Source organism: Malonomonas rubra DSM 5091 (assembly GCF_900142125.1).
Lineage (GTDB): Bacteria > Desulfobacterota > Desulfuromonadia > Desulfuromonadales > Geopsychrobacteraceae > Malonomonas > Malonomonas rubra.
In genome coordinates this window covers 1-17008 of record NZ_FQZT01000002.1, presented here as the reverse complement: position 1 = coordinate 17008, position 17008 = coordinate 1, and the positions used below count along the sequence as shown (strand labels likewise).

18 protein-coding genes are annotated in these 17008 nt (G+C 43.3%); 17 read left to right on the top strand and 1 reads right to left on the bottom strand.

Annotation, left to right across the window (positions count from 1 at the left end; translation table 11 throughout):
• Positions 1 to 2: 2 nt before the first annotated feature.
• The 17 genes from BUB13_RS02895 to BUB13_RS02815 all read left to right on the top strand — a co-directional run bounded on the left by BUB13_RS02895 (position 3) and on the right by BUB13_RS02815 (position 16666).
• Positions 3 to 1127, top strand: coding sequence for a type IV pilus twitching motility protein PilT (locus BUB13_RS02895; protein WP_072905413.1), 1125 nt, complete (start codon positions 3 to 5; stop codon positions 1125 to 1127).
• A 43-nt stretch (positions 1128 to 1170) separates the two neighbouring features.
• Entirely contained in the window at positions 1171 to 2388 is a 1218-nt protein-coding gene (locus BUB13_RS02890) for a type II secretion system F family protein (protein ID WP_072905411.1), read from the top strand.
• A complete protein-coding gene (locus BUB13_RS02885) occupies positions 2388 to 4016 on the top strand; it encodes a two-component system sensor histidine kinase NtrB (RefSeq protein ID WP_072905409.1) in 1629 nt (542 codons plus the stop codon). The genes BUB13_RS02890 and BUB13_RS02885 overlap by 1 nt, the downstream gene beginning before the upstream one ends.
• A gap of 3 nt (positions 4017 to 4019) precedes the next feature.
• Entirely contained in the window at positions 4020 to 5405 is a 1386-nt protein-coding gene (locus BUB13_RS02880) for a sigma-54-dependent transcriptional regulator (RefSeq protein WP_072905407.1), read from the top strand.
• 252 nt (positions 5406 to 5657) lie between these two features.
• A complete protein-coding gene (locus BUB13_RS19325) occupies positions 5658 to 5870 on the top strand; it encodes a type IV pilin protein (protein ID WP_072905405.1) in 213 nt (70 codons plus the stop codon).
• 44 nt (positions 5871 to 5914) lie between these two features.
• On the top strand, positions 5915 to 6310 hold the full coding sequence (locus tag BUB13_RS02870) for a hypothetical protein (protein WP_072905403.1): 396 nt from the start codon (positions 5915 to 5917) through the stop codon (positions 6308 to 6310).
• A gap of 402 nt (positions 6311 to 6712) precedes the next feature.
• The gene (locus BUB13_RS02865) at positions 6713 to 8209 is read left to right on the top strand and encodes an O-antigen ligase family protein (RefSeq protein ID WP_139249293.1); all 1497 of its coding nucleotides are present in this window, start codon (positions 6713 to 6715) and stop codon (positions 8207 to 8209) included.
• A complete protein-coding gene (locus BUB13_RS02860) occupies positions 8202 to 9128 on the top strand; it encodes an ABC transporter ATP-binding protein (RefSeq protein ID WP_072905399.1) in 927 nt (308 codons plus the stop codon). The genes BUB13_RS02865 and BUB13_RS02860 overlap by 8 nt, the downstream gene beginning before the upstream one ends.
• A complete protein-coding gene (locus BUB13_RS02855) occupies positions 9125 to 9940 on the top strand; it encodes an ABC transporter permease (RefSeq protein ID WP_072905397.1) in 816 nt (271 codons plus the stop codon). Before BUB13_RS02860 ends, BUB13_RS02855 begins: the two co-directional genes overlap by 4 nt.
• Complete coding sequence (locus tag BUB13_RS02850) at positions 9940 to 10794, top strand: tetratricopeptide repeat protein (RefSeq protein WP_072905395.1); 855 nt, start codon at positions 9940 to 9942, stop codon at positions 10792 to 10794. The genes BUB13_RS02855 and BUB13_RS02850 overlap by 1 nt, the downstream gene beginning before the upstream one ends.
• A gap of 17 nt (positions 10795 to 10811) precedes the next feature.
• Positions 10812 to 11588 (top strand): prepilin peptidase, encoded by a 777-nt coding sequence (locus tag BUB13_RS02845; protein WP_072905393.1) that lies wholly within the window; start codon positions 10812 to 10814, stop codon positions 11586 to 11588.
• A 223-nt stretch (positions 11589 to 11811) separates the two neighbouring features.
• A complete protein-coding gene (locus BUB13_RS02840) occupies positions 11812 to 12012 on the top strand; it encodes a helix-turn-helix transcriptional regulator (RefSeq protein WP_072905391.1) in 201 nt (66 codons plus the stop codon).
• 55 nt (positions 12013 to 12067) lie between these two features.
• Positions 12068 to 13126 (top strand): type IV pilus biogenesis protein PilM, encoded by a 1059-nt coding sequence (gene pilM, locus BUB13_RS02835; protein WP_072905389.1) that lies wholly within the window; start codon positions 12068 to 12070, stop codon positions 13124 to 13126.
• The gene (locus tag BUB13_RS02830; protein ID WP_072905387.1) at positions 13123 to 13677 is read left to right on the top strand and encodes a PilN domain-containing protein; all 555 of its coding nucleotides are present in this window, start codon (positions 13123 to 13125) and stop codon (positions 13675 to 13677) included. The genes pilM and BUB13_RS02830 overlap by 4 nt, the downstream gene beginning before the upstream one ends.
• 14 nt (positions 13678 to 13691) lie before the next feature.
• The gene (locus tag BUB13_RS02825; RefSeq protein ID WP_072905385.1) at positions 13692 to 14303 is read left to right on the top strand and encodes a type IV pilus inner membrane component PilO; all 612 of its coding nucleotides are present in this window, start codon (positions 13692 to 13694) and stop codon (positions 14301 to 14303) included.
• Complete coding sequence (locus tag BUB13_RS02820; protein WP_072905383.1) at positions 14300 to 14821, top strand: pilus assembly protein PilP; 522 nt, start codon at positions 14300 to 14302, stop codon at positions 14819 to 14821. The genes BUB13_RS02825 and BUB13_RS02820 overlap by 4 nt, the downstream gene beginning before the upstream one ends.
• 48 nt (positions 14822 to 14869) lie before the next feature.
• A complete protein-coding gene (locus BUB13_RS02815; protein WP_072905381.1) occupies positions 14870 to 16666 on the top strand; it encodes a type IV pilus secretin family protein in 1797 nt (598 codons plus the stop codon).
• A 152-nt stretch (positions 16667 to 16818) separates the two neighbouring features.
• Here the strand turns inward: BUB13_RS02815 and BUB13_RS02810 are convergent.
• Positions 16819 to 17008, bottom strand: a 190-nt coding sequence (locus BUB13_RS02810; RefSeq protein WP_139249292.1) for a transposase, incomplete at its 5' end; no start/stop codon positions are given.

The following is a 17008-nucleotide window of genomic DNA, read 5'->3' as shown; positions in this document are numbered from 1 at the left end:
CTATGGCCAACATGCACACGCTGCTGAAAGCGATGATTGAAAAGGGTTCTTCCGACCTGCATATTTCGACCGGAAGCGCACCACAGATACGGATTGATGGGCAGATGACCGCTCTGAATATGCCTGAGCTGAATCCGGCTGAAACAAAGCAGCTTTGCTACAGTGTGCTGACGGATGCACAGAAGCGAAAGTTTGAGGAAGAGAGCGAACTTGACCTTTCTTTCGGGGTGAAGGGTCTGTCACGCTTTCGTGGCAATATTTTTATGCAGCGTGGCGCTGTTGCCGGTGCTTTTCGTGCAATACCATTCGAGATCAAAAGCTTCGAAGATCTAGGTTTGCCCCCAGTCGTTCGTACCCTGTCGAAAAAGCCGCGTGGTCTGATTCTTGTGACCGGCCCGACCGGTAGCGGTAAGTCAACAACTTTGGCCGCTATTATCGATGCCATCAACTCGTCTCGCAACGAGCACATCATCACGATAGAAGACCCGATAGAGTATATTCACGCCCATAAAAAATGTCTTGTGAACCAGCGCGAGGTCGGTGCCGATACTCAATCGTTTAAGAAAGCGTTGAAATATATTTTGCGGCAGGACCCCGATGTCGTTCTCCTTGGCGAGTTGCGTGATATTGAAACAATTGAGGCTGCACTGACAATCGCTGAAACTGGTCACCTCTGTTTTGCAACCTTGCACACAAACTCCTGCGTGCAGACGATCAATCGTATCGTCGATGTTTTTCCAACCAACCAGCAGTCGCAAGTTCGCACCCAGCTTTCATTCGTTCTAGAAGGGGTTCTTTCGCAGACACTGATGAAAAAAGCGAACAGCGAAGGGCGCTGCATGGCGCTTGAAGTTATGGTACCAAACCCAGCGATTCGCAACTTGATCCGTGAAGACAAGATTCACCAAATTTATTCTCAGATGCAGGTTGGACAAGACAAATTCGGCATGCAGACGCTTAACCAGTCTCTCTTCTTGCTCGCTCATTCGCGGCAGATTTCACAGGAAGACGCCATGATGCGTTCCCCGGATATTGAAGAGTTGAAGCAGATGTTTGCCAACCCGAACGCAGTCCTTAGACGTAACAAACCCGGCGCTCCAGTGGGAGGCCCTGGCCGAGCAAGATAGATTTGCAGTAAATTAAAAAATCGAAATTGGAAAGGAACAGGGAATGCCAAGCTTTGCATATACAGGCAAGTCGAGGGATGGAAAAACCGTAAAAGGAACCATGGAAGCGACCAGCGAGTCGGTCGTTATGGCGAATTTACGTCGTCAGGGGGTTCAGGCCAGTAAAGTCAAAGAGGCTGGTAAAGGGATGAATATGGAGCTGAATATAAGCTTCATGCAGCCCAAAATCACGACAAAGGATATCGTAGTTTTCACCCGTCAGTTTGCAACGATGATCGACGCTGGTCTGCCACTGGTGCAATGTTTGGACATTCTATCTACCCAGCAGGAAAATAAGACATTTAAAACAATTTTGACACAAGTCAAAGAAGATGTGGAATCTGGATCAACATTTGCTGACGCGCTGAAAAAGCATCCCAAAGCGTTCAATGAGCTTTACGTCAATCTCGTTGCTGCTGGTGAGGTTGGTGGTATTCTCGATACAATTCTGAATCGGTTGGCAGCTTATATAGAAAAGGCTTTGAAACTTAAGAAGCAAGTCAAAAGTGCAATGACTTATCCGACAACGATTGTTGGTATCGCTTTAGTTGTTATTGCGGTTATTCTGGTTTTTGTTATACCTGCCTTTGAAAAAATGTTCGCTGATTTTGGTGGGGCGCTCCCCGCACCAACCCAAATCGTTATCAATATTAGTAACTTCGTCCAAGACTATATATTGGTCATCATAGGTGTTATAGCTTTTCTTATTTTTGCAGCAAAAAAGATTTACGCGACAAAAAAGGGACGTGAAAAGATTGACGACTGGGCTTTGAAGCTGCCTGTTTTTGGTGTGTTAATTCGCAAGGTGGCGGTAGCAAAATTTTCACGGACCATGGCGACGATGATATCCAGCGGTGTGCCGATTCTTGACGGCCTTGATATTGTCAGTAAAACAGCAGGGAATAAAACCGTAGAAAAAGCTATAAACCAAGTACGGATTAGCATTAGTGAGGGTAAAACGATCGCCGAGCCGTTGAAAGAGTCAGGAGTTTTCCCGCCGATGGTCTGTCAGATGATTGAGGTTGGCGAGCAGGCTGGTGCGATCGATACCATGCTGAGTAAGATTGCCGACTTTTATGATGATGAAGTTGATGATGCTGTTGGCAACCTGACGGCGATGATGGAACCGCTGTTGATGCTTTTTCTGGGAACAACGGTTGGTGGACTGGTTATTGCCATGTATCTGCCGATCTTTAAGCTGGCAGGAACCGTCGGCGGCTGATGCCACTGTTAAGTCAAAACCTGAAGCCGGAATTCAAAACTGATTACCGCAGCCTGACATGGTATCTCGCCTGTCGGGCTGCGGTAATTACGTTTCTACTTGGTGGCGCGGCAATTTTTTATTGGCGTGGCAAAGTCGAGTCGGATGTTGTTGTGCCACTGCTGGTTCTGGTTGGCGTGTCTTACGCGCAAGCTCTGGCTTCTGCTCTTCTGCTGCGCTTGATAAGGCGCCACGGACTTTTTACCCAGATACAGATTGTCTGGGACCTCGTTTTTGTCACTGTCTTGGTGCTGCTGACTGGTGGGGTCGAAAGCTTTTTTTCTTTTGCTTATTTGCTCGTTATCGTCGCTGCGAGCTTTCTTCTTTCCCGCCAGCAGACGATTTTTGCTGCGGCTTCAGCCGCCATTCTTTTTGGCGGTATTCTTGATCTGCAATATTTCCACTATCTCCAGCGTTTTGATCTTGACCGCAGCATTTCCGATGGAGCCTTTCTTTCTGCTGTTTTTGTGCATGTTTTTGCTTTTTTTCTCACCGCAATTTTGAGTGGAACGCTGGCAGATAGATGGCGCAAAAGTGAGGCCGAACTGGCCCGGAAAAAAGTTGATTTTGCAGAACTGGAAAAGCTGAATCGGACGATTCTTGCCCACATTAGCAGCGGCTTAATGCTTGTGGGTCCGGATTCTCGAATCAAAACATTTAATCGGGCGGCAAGTGAGATTACTGGATTGTCGTTTGAGGAGGTCTATAATCAACCCGTCACTCTTTATTTTCCAGGGTTACCTTTATTTTGTGGCGGTGAATATGTTGAAGCGAAACGTTCGGAAGCAGTGTTTGTTAAAACCTCTGGTGATCAGCTCATTTTAGGTTATGCCTCGGCTGTTGCCAAAGGTCACGAAAGTGAAGATACCGGTTTGCTAGTGACCTTTCAGGACTTGACGCAGCTGAAACGTGTTGAAGAAGATTTAAAGCGTGCTGATCGTCTGGCTGCCGTTGGGCGATTAGCCTCCGGTATGGCGCATGAAATCCGCAATCCACTTGCTTCGATCAGTGGCTCGGTTCAGCTGTTGCTTGAAGCAGAGCATGTCAGTTCGGAGGATCGGCGCCTGATGGGGATTGTTGTTAAAGAGGCAGAACGCCTAAGCGGGCTGTTGACTGATTTTCTGATGTTTGCTCGCCCTAAACTGCCAGAAAAAAAAGATGTCGATATCTGTATTGTTATCGATGAGTTGATGGAAATGATCGGGAATGACCCTCGGTTTCAACAGGTTGAGATAGAGGTAGAGTGTCCGGATGAAAAGATTCTTTCAATTGATCATGGGCAGGTTTGGCAGGTGCTGTGGGATTTGGTTGTGAATGCTGCTGAAGCAATGAATGGCCAAGGGTTACTGCGAGTTTTTGTCACGCCTGAAACTGGGGATATATGTGTCGAGGACAATGGCCCTGGGATTGATGATGACATTTTAGATAGGATTTTTGATCCTTTTTTTTCAATGAAAGAAAAAGGGACAGGATTAGGGCTGGCATCGGTTTATTCAGTTATGGAAGCTCACGGTGGCAAGGTGACGGTTGGACGCTCTGATTTAGGTGGGGCAAAGTTCTGTCTGGTTTTCAGTGCACAGGATAGTTAAAAGATGATTCGTGAAAATAAACAGGTCAGGATCCTTGTTGTCGATGATGAAGCAAGTATGCGTGAATTCTTATCCATCATGTTGCAACGTGAAGGATATCGCGTCGATGAAGCAGTCAACGGTGAAGAGGCACTGAAAAAACTTGATGATGTTAAATATGATCTTTTGATCAGTGACATCAAGATGCCGCGGATGACTGGCATTGAGCTTCTCAGAGAAATCAGGCAGCAGGAAGTCGATTTGACAGTCATCATGATTACAGCCTTTTCTTCAACCGAAGAGGCAGTTGAAGCGATGAAGCTTGGTGCTTACGATTACATTACCAAGCCATTCAAAAACGATGAAATTCGTTTGGTTATCAAAAAGGCCCTCGAGCGCAATCACCTGCAAAGCGAAAATATTCAACTGAAAAAGAAACTGGATGAGCGGTTTTCTTTCAAACAGTTGGTGGGAAACTCTTCTGCAATGAAGAATTTAGTGGCTTTACTGGAAAGAGTTGCCCCCAGTCAAGCCAACGTTCTGATTACCGGAGAAAGTGGAACCGGTAAAGAATTGGTGGCAAAAGCGTTGCATCTGAACAGTGAAAGAAAGCAGCAGGCGTTTGTGCCGATTAACTGCGGGGCGATTCCGGAAAACCTGCTGGAAAGTGAGTTGTTCGGGCATGAAAAGGGAGCGTTCACGGGGGCAGAAAGACGCAAGGATGGATTGTTTGAGGCGGCGAACGGGGGGACGCTGTTCTTGGACGAAATCGGCGAGCTGCCCATGGCAATGCAGGTGAAATTGCTGAGAGTTCTGCAGGAACGTGAGTACCGTCGTGTGGGCGGAACCAAAAACAATCCCCTTGATATTCGACTTCTGGCGGCAACCAACCGAAATCTGGAAGATGCGGTCCGCGATGGTGATTTCAGAGAGGATTTATATTATCGATTGAATGTCGTGCAGGTCGATTTGCCTCCCTTGCGTGAGCGGAGTACGGATGTCCCTTTGTTGATTGATTACTTTTACCACGTCCGTACTGGCGATTCACACCTTCCTATCGCTGCGGATGCACTTCCGTATCTGCTCGAGTATTCCTGGCCTGGAAATATACGTGAACTGGAAAATTTCGTTGAAAGAGCCATTGTCCTGGGAGCAGGGGAGACATTGACTGTTGAACAATTGCCACCACAAATCAAAAAGCGCTCGGATGGCCCCTGTTCTGTCTTGGAAGAGTTGCCGGAAGCAGGTTTTAATCTTGAAGAATGGCTGGCCGATATTGAAAAGACAATGCTGGAAAAAGCATTGCAGAAGTCGAATGGCGTCAAAAAAGATGCTGCAGACCTTCTGGGGATCAGCTTTCGCTCGTTCCGCTACCGGTTGTCAAAACTGAATATGGGCGATGAGGAATAGATAGCGGTAGTGACAAAAATTGTCAGTTTCGATTGACGTAAATTGACAGAGAGGCAGGGTGTGCAAAGAGCCAATTTTCACCATTAAAATTAAAGAAGGCTTAAGTTGCTGAATTTACAAACAATCGTTAAAAAAAACTATTTTTATTTAATATTGGTATATGCCTTGCTCTAAGAGGATATCGTTAATCAAAGAAAAAACGTTTGCTACGCCGGTTTCGGCACATGTCCTCTCAGGAAAGGAGACACAAGGATGTTGAAGAAATTCCGTAAGAACCAAAAGGGTTTCACCCTGATCGAGCTGCTGATCGTTGTTGCGATCATCGGTATTCTGGCTGCCATTGCGATTCCGCAGTTCGCTTCCTATCGTCAGAAGGCGTTTAATTCTGCTGCCCAGAGTGACGTGAAGACAATAAAGACTTCGCTTGAAGGCTTTTACACGGACGAATATTACTATCCGTACTAATTTTAAGCTAAAGCTTTTAACTTCCGTTCTTTTGGAGAATAAATATGTATAAAAAATCACTTTGTTTTATGGTTATGGTCGCTTGTGTGCTTATGTTTGCGAGCTTTTCTTTCGCTGAGGATGTCCTTTCGGATACCGGCACAGCTGGTGAATTGAATATTGGATCGAACGCTAACTCTGCAACACTGGACATCGGTCTGTCGCCGAAGGTTGTTGCACGCTATGTAACTGATGGTACAACTGCTGTGACTGCTCAGTGGTATGCAGTTGCCGCGGCTCACCCCGGTGGAAATGCTAAATACTGTACCGGGCAAAATTTGAATAACATCGGTACAGCTAGTTATGCGACAGGTACCGCGCTGGACACCACCATTTTGGCTATCCCGACAACAAGAGCGTCTGAAGATGCATTTGCCACATTAGGCTGGAATTTTGATTGATTATTAATTTTTTCGGAAAATGCCCCTTTTTAAAGGGGCATTTTTTATTTATAGGCATAATATGTTGAAAAAACATGGAGATATATTTTTTTTAGTATTTATTTTATTACAACAAATACTGATTGTCCCTTTTTTAGGAAGTATTGATAAATCTCCGAAACTTTTTTTACTTTCTTTTTCTTGCCTTTCTGTCTTGATGTTTTTTTTTGTAGAAAAGAGTTTTATTATAGTAAAATATTAAATTTATTATTTTTTCTTTTTTCACTCTTTATAGTTACCTCCTTTTTTTCAATTAACCCTTATTGGTCACTTCTTCTTTCTGCAATCTATTTTCTCTATTTACTACTTACTTTGACGTCAGCTAATGTTTTCTTTATATATAAAAGTCTGTTTGATAAATATTTGTCATTTCTGACTTTTTTTGGTTTAATTTCAGCTTTATTTGGGCTTTATCAATATTCATTTTATATGATTCAAGGACCATCTGATGGATTTCTGATACCTTATTTTTTGCCCCACATTAAATCTCTTCGAGTTACGGGTTTTTATGGTCAGCCAAATCTTTTTTCGGTTTTTCTAATAGTTATAATCTTGTCTTACTTTTATAAGTATTCATCAGTTGATAATTTAAATCTTCCCGGGATATTTTGTTTTTTTAAATATTTCCCCTTTTTTGTTGTTTCGTATGTCTTCTTTTTGACTGGTTCTCGAGCCGGAACTCTTTCCTTGCTTCTGATTATTGCGTTTATGGTTGTCTTGGTTTTGCAGAAGCGCTTATTTTGCTCAGAATTATTCGAAAGCAAAGAGTTTTGGACGTTGGTTTTGGTGCTCATTTGTGCGTTTTCTGTTTATCGTTTGCAGCCATTTATCTTTTCTGATTCATCTTTTTCACCTCGAGCGCTTTCTGCAGTGGGCACCGGCATTGACGTTCGGTTCCTGTTGTGGATGAGTTCATTTTTGATTTTCTTTGATAATTTTTTATTCGGTACTGGCTTAGGAACTTTTGGTCTGGTACAGGATAGCTATGCTTTGCTGGCTAGAGATTTATTGGGGTTTGTCCCCTACGAAGCAATGTCTAATACTGATTGGGCTCACAATGAGTTATTTCAGTTATTTGCAGAGACAGGATTTTTAGGTGGGGGACTATGTATAGTTTTGTTGATTTACTATTTTTATTCCTTTTTAAAGCTCCTTGTAGGAAATAGAGGTGGATTAGATAAAAAAGTTTTTTTCATTCATTTATTTATTTTTCCATTCATTTTTCAATCAATGTTTTCCTGGGTCCTAAGATCCCCTCAACTGCTTGTTCTTTTTTTTGTTTTTTTAGGGATCTTTCTAGCGAATAATGATTTGATAAAAATAAAATTTGGAGAAACTCAAAAAAAATTAGTTTTTTTTGCCTCTACTGTTGGTCTTTTTTTGACATGCTTATTGTTTTCTTACGAGCTAAGTATTGGCAAATTTCGAGAAGAGGTTTTGAGTGCTGTTCAGGTCTCTGACACCCTTCAAGAGATGAATAATTTGGTGGATAATCCTTATAGTTCATATCGCGTGATGTCAAAAGTTTTGCCACATTATGCTAAGTTGACTTTGGCGGCTGAGGATGTTGCGTTTGCAAAGCAAATTATTCCCCTGTATATACGCTTAGTGAGTTTTGAAGGTTCGAGATGGCAATGGTATGATCTTGCTCGCTTGTACCTACTTGATGGTCGTGAATCTGAAGCTAGGGGAGCTATTGAGGAGGCAATTGATTTAATGCCGTCTGATAACTTGACATGGTCTTTTCTGCATTACCTGAATATGCTAGAAGCCTCAAGAAACACTGGTCGTCCTTTGGAGAGCTTTTGGCCTCAAGGGGATGTCTTGGATTTTTCAAAAATGGAATTGAGCAATGATTGAGGTTGAAGTTCGAGATGTGGCAAAAACTTATAACCCTGGACTCTTCAAGAAAAATGTCCGCGCTGTCAATGGTTTAAGTTTTAAGGTTAATGGAGGAGAAGTTTTTGGGTTGATTGGACCTAATGGGGCAGGGAAGAGTACGACGATTAGGATGGTTATGGGATTGGTCCGTCCAGATGTCGGCAGGATTTTGTTTAGGGGGAAGGAGCTTTCTGGAACCAGTTTTCGACGTGAAATTGGTTATCTTCCTGAGAATCCATATCTTTATGATCACTTAACATTGGAAGAATTGTTGTTTTTTGCTGGCCGAACATCGGGTATGGAAAAAAAAGAAATAAGATTGCGTGCTGAAGAATTGGTGGAACGTTTATGTTTAACTGATGTTCACGCGAGGCCGTTAAGAACTTTTTCTAAGGGAATGCTACAGCGCGCAGGAATATGTTTTGCTTTGCTTCATGACCCTTCGACTCTGATTCTCGATGAGCCTATGTCTGGTCTTGATCCAGTTGGTCGGAAGATGGTTTTTGATCTAGTAATGGAGTTAAAGCGACAAGGCAAGACAATATTTTTTTGCTCACATATACTTAATGATGTGGAACGATTATGTGACCGTATTGGTCTTTTGAATAAGGGCTGTCTTGTCAGAGAGTTTTCTCGCAATGAGTTGTTGCAGATTAACGATGGGCTTTTGTTTTTGGAGACGCGGATATTGGAATTGGTAGAAATTGAACAGATAGAGCAACTAGGTGGGCGGGTTCGTGAGTTTGAAGGAGGCCATTTGGTGGCAATCCCTACAGAAGAATATTTCTCTTTGAATCGTTATTTTGAGCAGTCGGGGATTCCTGTCAAGGGGGGGCGCTCAGAATGGTTATCTCTAGAGGATCTGTTTGTTGAGATAGTCCAGGAGCAAGCCAGATGAAGACGATCTATGCTCTTGCAGTGATTACTTTTAAGGAAGGTATCCGAAATCGTGCTCTGTTTGGAGTTGCTTTTCTAGCCCTATTTCTTTTTGGTCTTAATATAACTGTTGCGGGTTTCTTTATGCGTGATATCGGTAAAGTGACAGTCGACATGAATTTGTCGGCTATTTCTTTTGCCGGGCTACTGCTGGTTTTTTTTGTTGGTGTCAATTTAATGGGCAAGGATATTGATCGTAAAACTATTCAACTGGTCTTGTCGAAGCCCCTTTCGCGTGGACAGTATGTCTGGGGGAAGTACTTGGGCATTCTTTTTTTTGTAAGTGTCTCGCTTTTGCTGCTTTTGGCCTTTTCGACATCTACTGTTCTTCTTGTGAAACTTCTTTATGCGAATTATTTTATTGGATTCTCTTTTTGGTTATTTTGGGTTGCCGGCTTTTTTGTTCTTCTTAAGCTGTGGGTGTTGTCAGCTATTATGATTTTTTTTAGTTCGCTTACCAGCAACTCGCTGCTCGCTCTTATTTTCACATTGAGTAGTTATGTGGTGGGGGTGAGCATTGAAGAGGTTGTTTATTACCTTCAGACAGAACTTGCTGGTCAAGAACGTATGATATCAGATTCACTTGTCTCTTTTGTCCATGTTGTTTCTTATTTTTTACCTAATTTAGCTGTTTTCGATTTCACTGTTGAGGCGGCTCACGGCTTACCTCTGTCTCTGGAACGGTTAATCCTTTCTTTTGGTTATGGCGTGGTCTACGCGGTCATTTTGTTATTGTTGGCATCTTTCGTGTTCACTAGGCGGGAATTCAATTGATGCGTTATTGGGTTCGAGCGTTATGTTTGAGTCTTGCGCTGTTGATTTATTATAATTTATTTGGAGTTGTCTGGGAGGACAGGGGGACTGTTCGAAAAAATGCGCCAGCGGCGTATATTCTTCCATCTGAATTTACTCGTGTCCTGGCTTTTGGGCAGCACGGACTTCTTTCTGACTTTCTGTTTTTGAAAACCTTGACGTTTGTTGGTGGGCGCAGTCAGTCAGATGAAGCTATGGCTGAGGATGACTGGCTGTTTGTTCATAAAAGTCTTGGTGTGATTACGGATCTTGATCCGTATTTTGTGGACCCGTATATGTTGGCTGAGGGGCTGCTTGCTTGGGATGCACGTAGGCCTGAAGAAGCGAATGAGATATTAAGGAAAGGCGTTAAGTATCGGGATTGGGATTGGCGATTTCCTTTTTTTATAGGTTTTAATAGTTATTATTTCTTACAGGACTATGAAACTGCAGCAACGTATATTATGCAAGCTTCTAAACTACCCGGGAGCCCTGAATATTTAAAAACGCTTGGTGCTCGATTAGCTTATTATGGCGGAAAATCGAAAACTGCTTTGCTGTTCCTGAAACAAATGTTGGCTGAGACGGATGAGCCTTTATTGAGGCGACGTTTGGCAATGCGTTTGGAGGCGTTGGAGGGGGCGGTTCAGATAGAAGAAGCACTCGATAGGTATCATGAAAAACGTGGACAGATGCCTGAACGGTTAGGTGATCTTGTTGCCGCTGGTTACCTGTTGGTGATGCCAAAAGATCCTTATGGTGGGGAATGGGTTCTTATGAAGTCCGGCCGTGTTTTTAGTACTAGTAAGTTTGCTGAAAGTGAGTCTGGCCATTGATTGGTTTGGGAGGGCAGATGCCAGCATTAGAAATTGTATTGACTTGTATTTTTGTTTTAGGAGCAATTTTCGGATCCTTTCTTAATGTCTGCATTTACCGCATTCCTGGGGGCATGTCGGTAGTCTCCCCCGCTTCTCGTTGTCCAAAGTGTGAAACCAAAATTCGCTGGTATCAAAACATACCAATATTAAGTTGGTTTCTGCTTAAGGGGAGATGCGCATCCTGTGGCGTCAATATTTCGCCTCGCTATGCATTAGTGGAAGCGCTGAATGGTTTGTTGTTTGTTCTGGTGCTGTGGTTTTTCGGTTTCAGTTGGACGGCGCTGATTTATGCTTTGTTCGTTTCACTACTTGTCGTTATTACATTTATTGACCTGGATCATCAAATCATCCCCGATATTATCAGTTTGCCGAGCATCCCGATCGGTTTCACCTGTTCGTTTGCTATCCCTTGGCTTTCATGGCTCGATTCCTTATTGGGGATCTTGCTGGGTGGTGGCTTGTTGTTAGTAATCGCCTGGTTATATGAAATCCTGTTGAAAAGGGAGGGGATGGGTGGTGGCGACATCAAACTCCTTGCAATGATCGGAGCATTTCTCGGTTGGAAAGCCATTTTTCCGATAATATTTTTTGCCTCACTTGGAGGAACTTTGATCGGTGTTCCTCTGATGTTGATCAAGGGGAAAGACTCCCGTTTTGCTTTGCCTTTTGGACCCTTTCTGGCGAGCGCATCAATTATATATTTGTTCTGGGGAGAGCAAATTATCAATTGGTATCTGTCATTTTACAGGTAGTTTGTATTTAATTAGCTACCCCTCCTTTTTTGTGGCCACTATATATATTGCTAATTGCTGAGACCTCTTACTATAGGTTGTGTTTTTGCGTTTATCTTCTTCATTTCAAATGTTTACGATAATTTTTTGATTATTGGATTAATTTAAAATTTCTTGACAATAGACTTCATTGACCTATAATTATGCACAATTTGAATATTATTGCTATCTAGGGGCTGAGTGCATGCTTCATAACAGTGTAAAAGAAATCCGAGAGTCTTTGTTGATGAGCAAAGCAGAACTTGCTCGCAAAGCTGATGTCTCGCCTTTGACGATCACCCGTATTGAGCGTGGATACCCATGTCGAATGGAAACTATGAGAAAGATTATTCTGGCTCTCGGATATAATTTGACTGATAAGGAAAAGGTCTTTCCAGGCAAATAAGCGGTATAATGGTTCTGTGTTTTTAAAAGGTAACTCTTTTCTGACTGGATTAGGAATGTTCGCCTCGAAAAAAGATATTGTCGGTATCGATGTCGGCTCAAGTTCGGTGAAGCTTGTGCGCTTGCGTGAGTCGCGTGGGAATTTTCATCTTGTAAATATTGGGGTTATGCCGCTCGCCCCTGAAACGATTGTCGATAACACCATTATGGATTCTACTTCAATTGTGGAAGCAATCCAAAATTTGATGGTCGGCATGAAGGTGAAGGCCAAGAGGGTAGCAACTTCGGTTTCTGGTCATTCAGTTATCATTAGGAAAATAATGCTTCCAATTATGACAGAGGAAGAATTGGAGGCTTCCATTCAGTGGGAGGCGGAACAGTATATTCCCTTTGACATTTCTGAAGTCAATATCGATTTCCAGATTCTTGGCCCTGACTCTAAAGACCCTTCGCAGATGAATGTTATGCTCGTTGCAGCGAAAAAAGATTTTGTTGATGACTTTGTCTCTGTCTTTTCAGAAGCAGGACTTGAGCCTGTGGTTATGGACATAGACTGTTTTGCTGTAGAGAACATGTTTGATTACAACTATGGCTTCGTCGAAGACGAGGTTGTAGCGCTGATCGATCTTGGTGCCAGTGCAACAAGTGTCAACGTGCTAAAAGGTGATGTTTCGGTCTTCACCAGGGATATCCAGGCAGGTGGTAACCTTTTGAGCGAGGAATTGCAGAAACGCCTAGGCCTGAGCAGTGAAGAAGCGGAGCAGGCGAAACTAGGGACTAGTGAAGTAGCAGATGTTGATGCTGATTCCGTCGAAGAAGTGCTGGCAGATGCCGTCGAGAACTTGGTTCAAGAGGTTCAACGATCACTCGATTTCTTCACGGCGACGTCAAGTGAAGACAGGGTTTCAAAGGTGTATTTGACTGGCGGAGCGTCAAGCTCCGAACAAATTCGTAAAACGTTGGAAGAGCGTTTAGCTATAACGGTAGAGCGTGCCGATCCGTTTCGAAATCTGACTGTAAATGATAAAGAATTCGATAAGGAATATCTTGATGCAATCGGACCGATGTTTTCAGTGGCTACCGGTTTGGCAATGAGGAAGGTTGGTGACAAATGATTCATATAAATCTTCTTCCTGTCAGGGCCGCGCAAAAAAAAGAAAAGCTGAAATTTCAATTATTTGTTTTGCTACTTAGCTTGCTTGTCACCGGCGCAATCTGTGGGACTTTGTATTTCAAACAGGCTTGGGCAATAGACGAAATAAACAATGAAATAGCGAGTATAGAAGCTAAAAACAAAGCATTGCGTAAAAAACTCGGCGAAGTTGCTGATTTCGAAAAAAAGAAAAAAGAGATCGAGCAAAAGTTGTCGGTATTAAGGGAGTTGAAAGAAGCAAAGTCTGGGCCTGTGCGTCTTTTAGACGAATTAAGCATTGCTTTGCCGGAAAAAGTTTGGTTAACACAGTTCTCTGAAAGTGAAGGCAATATCAAACTGTCGGGTTTTGGTGATTCAGAGAAGACTGTTGCATTATTTATGCAAAAGTTAGAAAAGTCTCCCTACTATAAAGATGTTGAGCTGTCGGTTACAGAACAGTCGGCAGTGGGGGATGTGAAGATGCAGAAATTCTCTCTTAATTGTAAGTCAGAAAAGCCGTCACAAAACAAATAGATTGGGGCTAGTTCATGGATGCAAGAGTAGAAAAAGTACTGAATCTGCCTACCTATCAAAGGGCCTTGATTGTGCTCGTGATAGTTACTGCTATTGGTGCCGGTTTTTACTTTACGGTTTATCAGGGGCAGGTGGATGAATATTCTAAGCTGGTCGAACGTAGAGATGCTGCCCAGGTACAGCTTCAGAAAAACCAAAGAATTGCAGCTAAGTTGAAGGTTTATAAAGAAGAATACGCAAAACTTCAGGAAGACTTAAAGCTGGCCTTGGGTGAGCTCCCATTGAAAAAGGAAATACCCAGCCTGCTTACAAATATTGGTGCGTTAGCCAAAGAAAAAGGACTTGATATTATCCGCTTTCAGCCAAAGGGTGAAAATGTAAAAGGATTTTATGCTGAAGTTCCTGTGGCACTTAAGTTGAGTGGATCTTATCATCAGGCTGCGTTGTTTTTTGATGCTGTAGGAAAAATGGAACGTATTGTGAATATTCAAGGTTTGAAAATGGGTAGCGGTAAGGACGTTGACGGAAAAACAAACCTTGCTATCGATTGTAGTGCTATTACCTTCCGTTTTATTGAGGGAGGGACTGCCCAAGCCAAAAAAGCTAAAAAAGGAGGGCGACGGTGAAACATAAAGGACTGAAAAAGGCGCTAGTCGTTTGCTTGGCTGTCTTTCTTGGTATGCCTGTTTTAACGAGTGGAAATGCCGTTGCCAAGGATGAAGCTATTACATCTGTTACGCCTGAAAAAAAACCGGAGTTTACCTATAGTCCCGCTGGAAGAAGAGATCCTTTTGCGCCATTGATTCAAAAGATGAGTAAAACTGCCGTGGCTCCAAAAGTCAATTTGGGTCCTTTGGGGAAATATGAATTAGGCCAGTTGAGAATGATGGCGATGTTGGTAGTTCAAGGGACTCCGAGGGCTATGGTAAAGGCCCCTGATGGTAAAAGTTATACAGTCAAATTAGGAGACCTTGTTGGGCCGCACGGTGGAGTAGTGACAAAAATTGAAACCAAACAAATCGAGATCGATAAAATAACCGGACAAAGAATTGAAAAGGCTCCTGATAGAATTGTCGTAGAAGAAGCCGGGATTGATAGTCTGACTGGAAAACTTATCAAGGAAGAACGCTATATCGAGATGTAGGCCTACTGAAGGGTCGACTTTTTCACGTTTCAATTAGGGGAATTAAATATGAGAAGAAGCATTTTGCGCCTCAGTGTTGTCGTGCTGGCCATAGTCGGTTTGCTGGGGTCAGTAGGTTGGGCCGTAGAGTCGCTTTCATCTGTTTCAGTAGATGGGCAGAGAGCCGAATTGACGGCAAGTGCAGGCGTTGAAAAAGTTCGCTATTTTACGCTTGATTCCCCTAAACGTTTGGTTGTTGACCTCTATGGCGTTCAGCCAGGGAAACATAGTCGTCGCTATCCACTGAGTGAGGGATTTAAGGCTCTTCGAGTTGGTCCTTACGAGGACAAGACCCGTTTTGTTTTTGATGTTGATGGAGGAGTTTTTCCAACATTTAACGTCAACACTGAAAATGAGCAGGTTGTGGTCACCTGGCAACCAACTCAAAAAGTAGCAGAGCAGGTAAAGTCTGAGCCGGCTACCATGGGAAGTGCGAAGGTTACGGCAATTGATTTTTCTAACGACTCTGGTCAATCAAAATTTCTTATCAGCTTAGATGGTTTGTCAACAGCTAGTGAGCTTGTTAGGGAAGATAACAAGATTACATTTTCATTGAAAAACGCTACGTTACCACGGGCGCTTCGTAGAGTGTTTGATACCTTGGCTTTTCCAAGTGCAATTAATTCTGTAACCCCCTATCTGGTTAATGTGTCTGGTAAACCTGAGGTCCGTTTTTCTGTTTTCTTAAAAGGTGATGTTCCTTATCGCCTTGAAAAAGCGGTTTCAGGATATGAATTTATCGTTAGTGATGGTCGTTTTGCTGCTGCTGATCCGATTGTGACAGGTATCATGCCTCTTCCAGTTGATGGCACACAACCAACATATCAGCCGTCTATGACTGGCGAAGTGAGCGCTTCTGCCGCAAACGCAATGCCGGTGCCTGTTTTTGAAGATGTGGTTTCAGAGTCTGGTAAACAGTATACAGGCGCTAAAACGTCTCTTGTTTTCGATAACGCAGATGTCAAAGATATTCTTCGCTTGATTGCTGAGATCAGTGAGTTAAACATCATTGCTTCTGATGACGTGAAGGGAAATGTAACTCTACGTTTGATTGATGTCCCTTGGGACCAAGCCCTTGAATTGGTTCTTGACATAACTAATTTGGGGATGCTTCAGGAGGGAAATGTTGTCAGAGTTTTGCCAAAAGACAAAATTCGTGGAATGAAGGAGGCAGAACTTACTTCTCTGAAATCTCAAGAGAAGCTTGAGCCTCTTGAAACAGAAGTTATTATCGTCAGTTATGCTGACCTTGCCAGTGTGCAGGCCCCTGTGGAAAAAATCCTTAGTGATAGGGGAACCATTACCCCTGATAATAGAAATAAACTGCTGATTGTTAATGATATTCCTTCACGGATCGAAAAAGTTAAAGAACTTATCGCAATCCTTGATACGCCAGAGCGGCAAGTCATGATTGAGGCACGGATCGTAGAGGTTAGCACTGAATATTCCCATGACTTAGGTGTTAACTGGGGCGTTTCCTATGATAATGACCCTGGCGGAACCTCTGAAAATGTTGCTGGAGGCATCGGACTTGGTGGCGATTTTTTGCTCGGAACTTCGTTGGGAACCAGTGGTGTTGGCGCAGGGATTACGTTCGGTAATAGTGTATTGAACAGCACTATCCTCGATATGAGAATCTCTGCTCTTGAGGCGGGTAGTAAGCTTAAAGTTATATCTACTCCGCGAGTTACTACTCTTAATGGGCAGTCAGCGACAATCAAACAGGGTACTGAACTCCCGTACCAGACAGTTGAAGACGGAGAAGTCAGCATTGAATATAAGGAAGTTGTTCTTGCAGGCCGTTGAAAAACTAGCCGGGAGTTGGCCTCTATCCTCCCGAGAAGAATTTTTTGCTCTTTGACAATCTATGTTTCGTTAGTTCTGACCATTTTCAAGCGCCATTGGAACCGTTTTCGCGATTTATCGCGATGCAATCGGCGTGATCGACTCCCTTTTCGTCACAATCCCCAAATCAGGGTGCGCATCCTGACCAGATTGTAGGCTGCCGCTGCCAGGGTAAAGGTAGACTCAACGCGATCAAGGCCCCGGTGGCGGGTTTTACGGAGCAAGCCTGCCGTCTTGATCCAGCCGAAGATCTCCTCGACTCGCTTGCGCACTTTCAGGCTTGTTTGATAACCAGTATGCCGG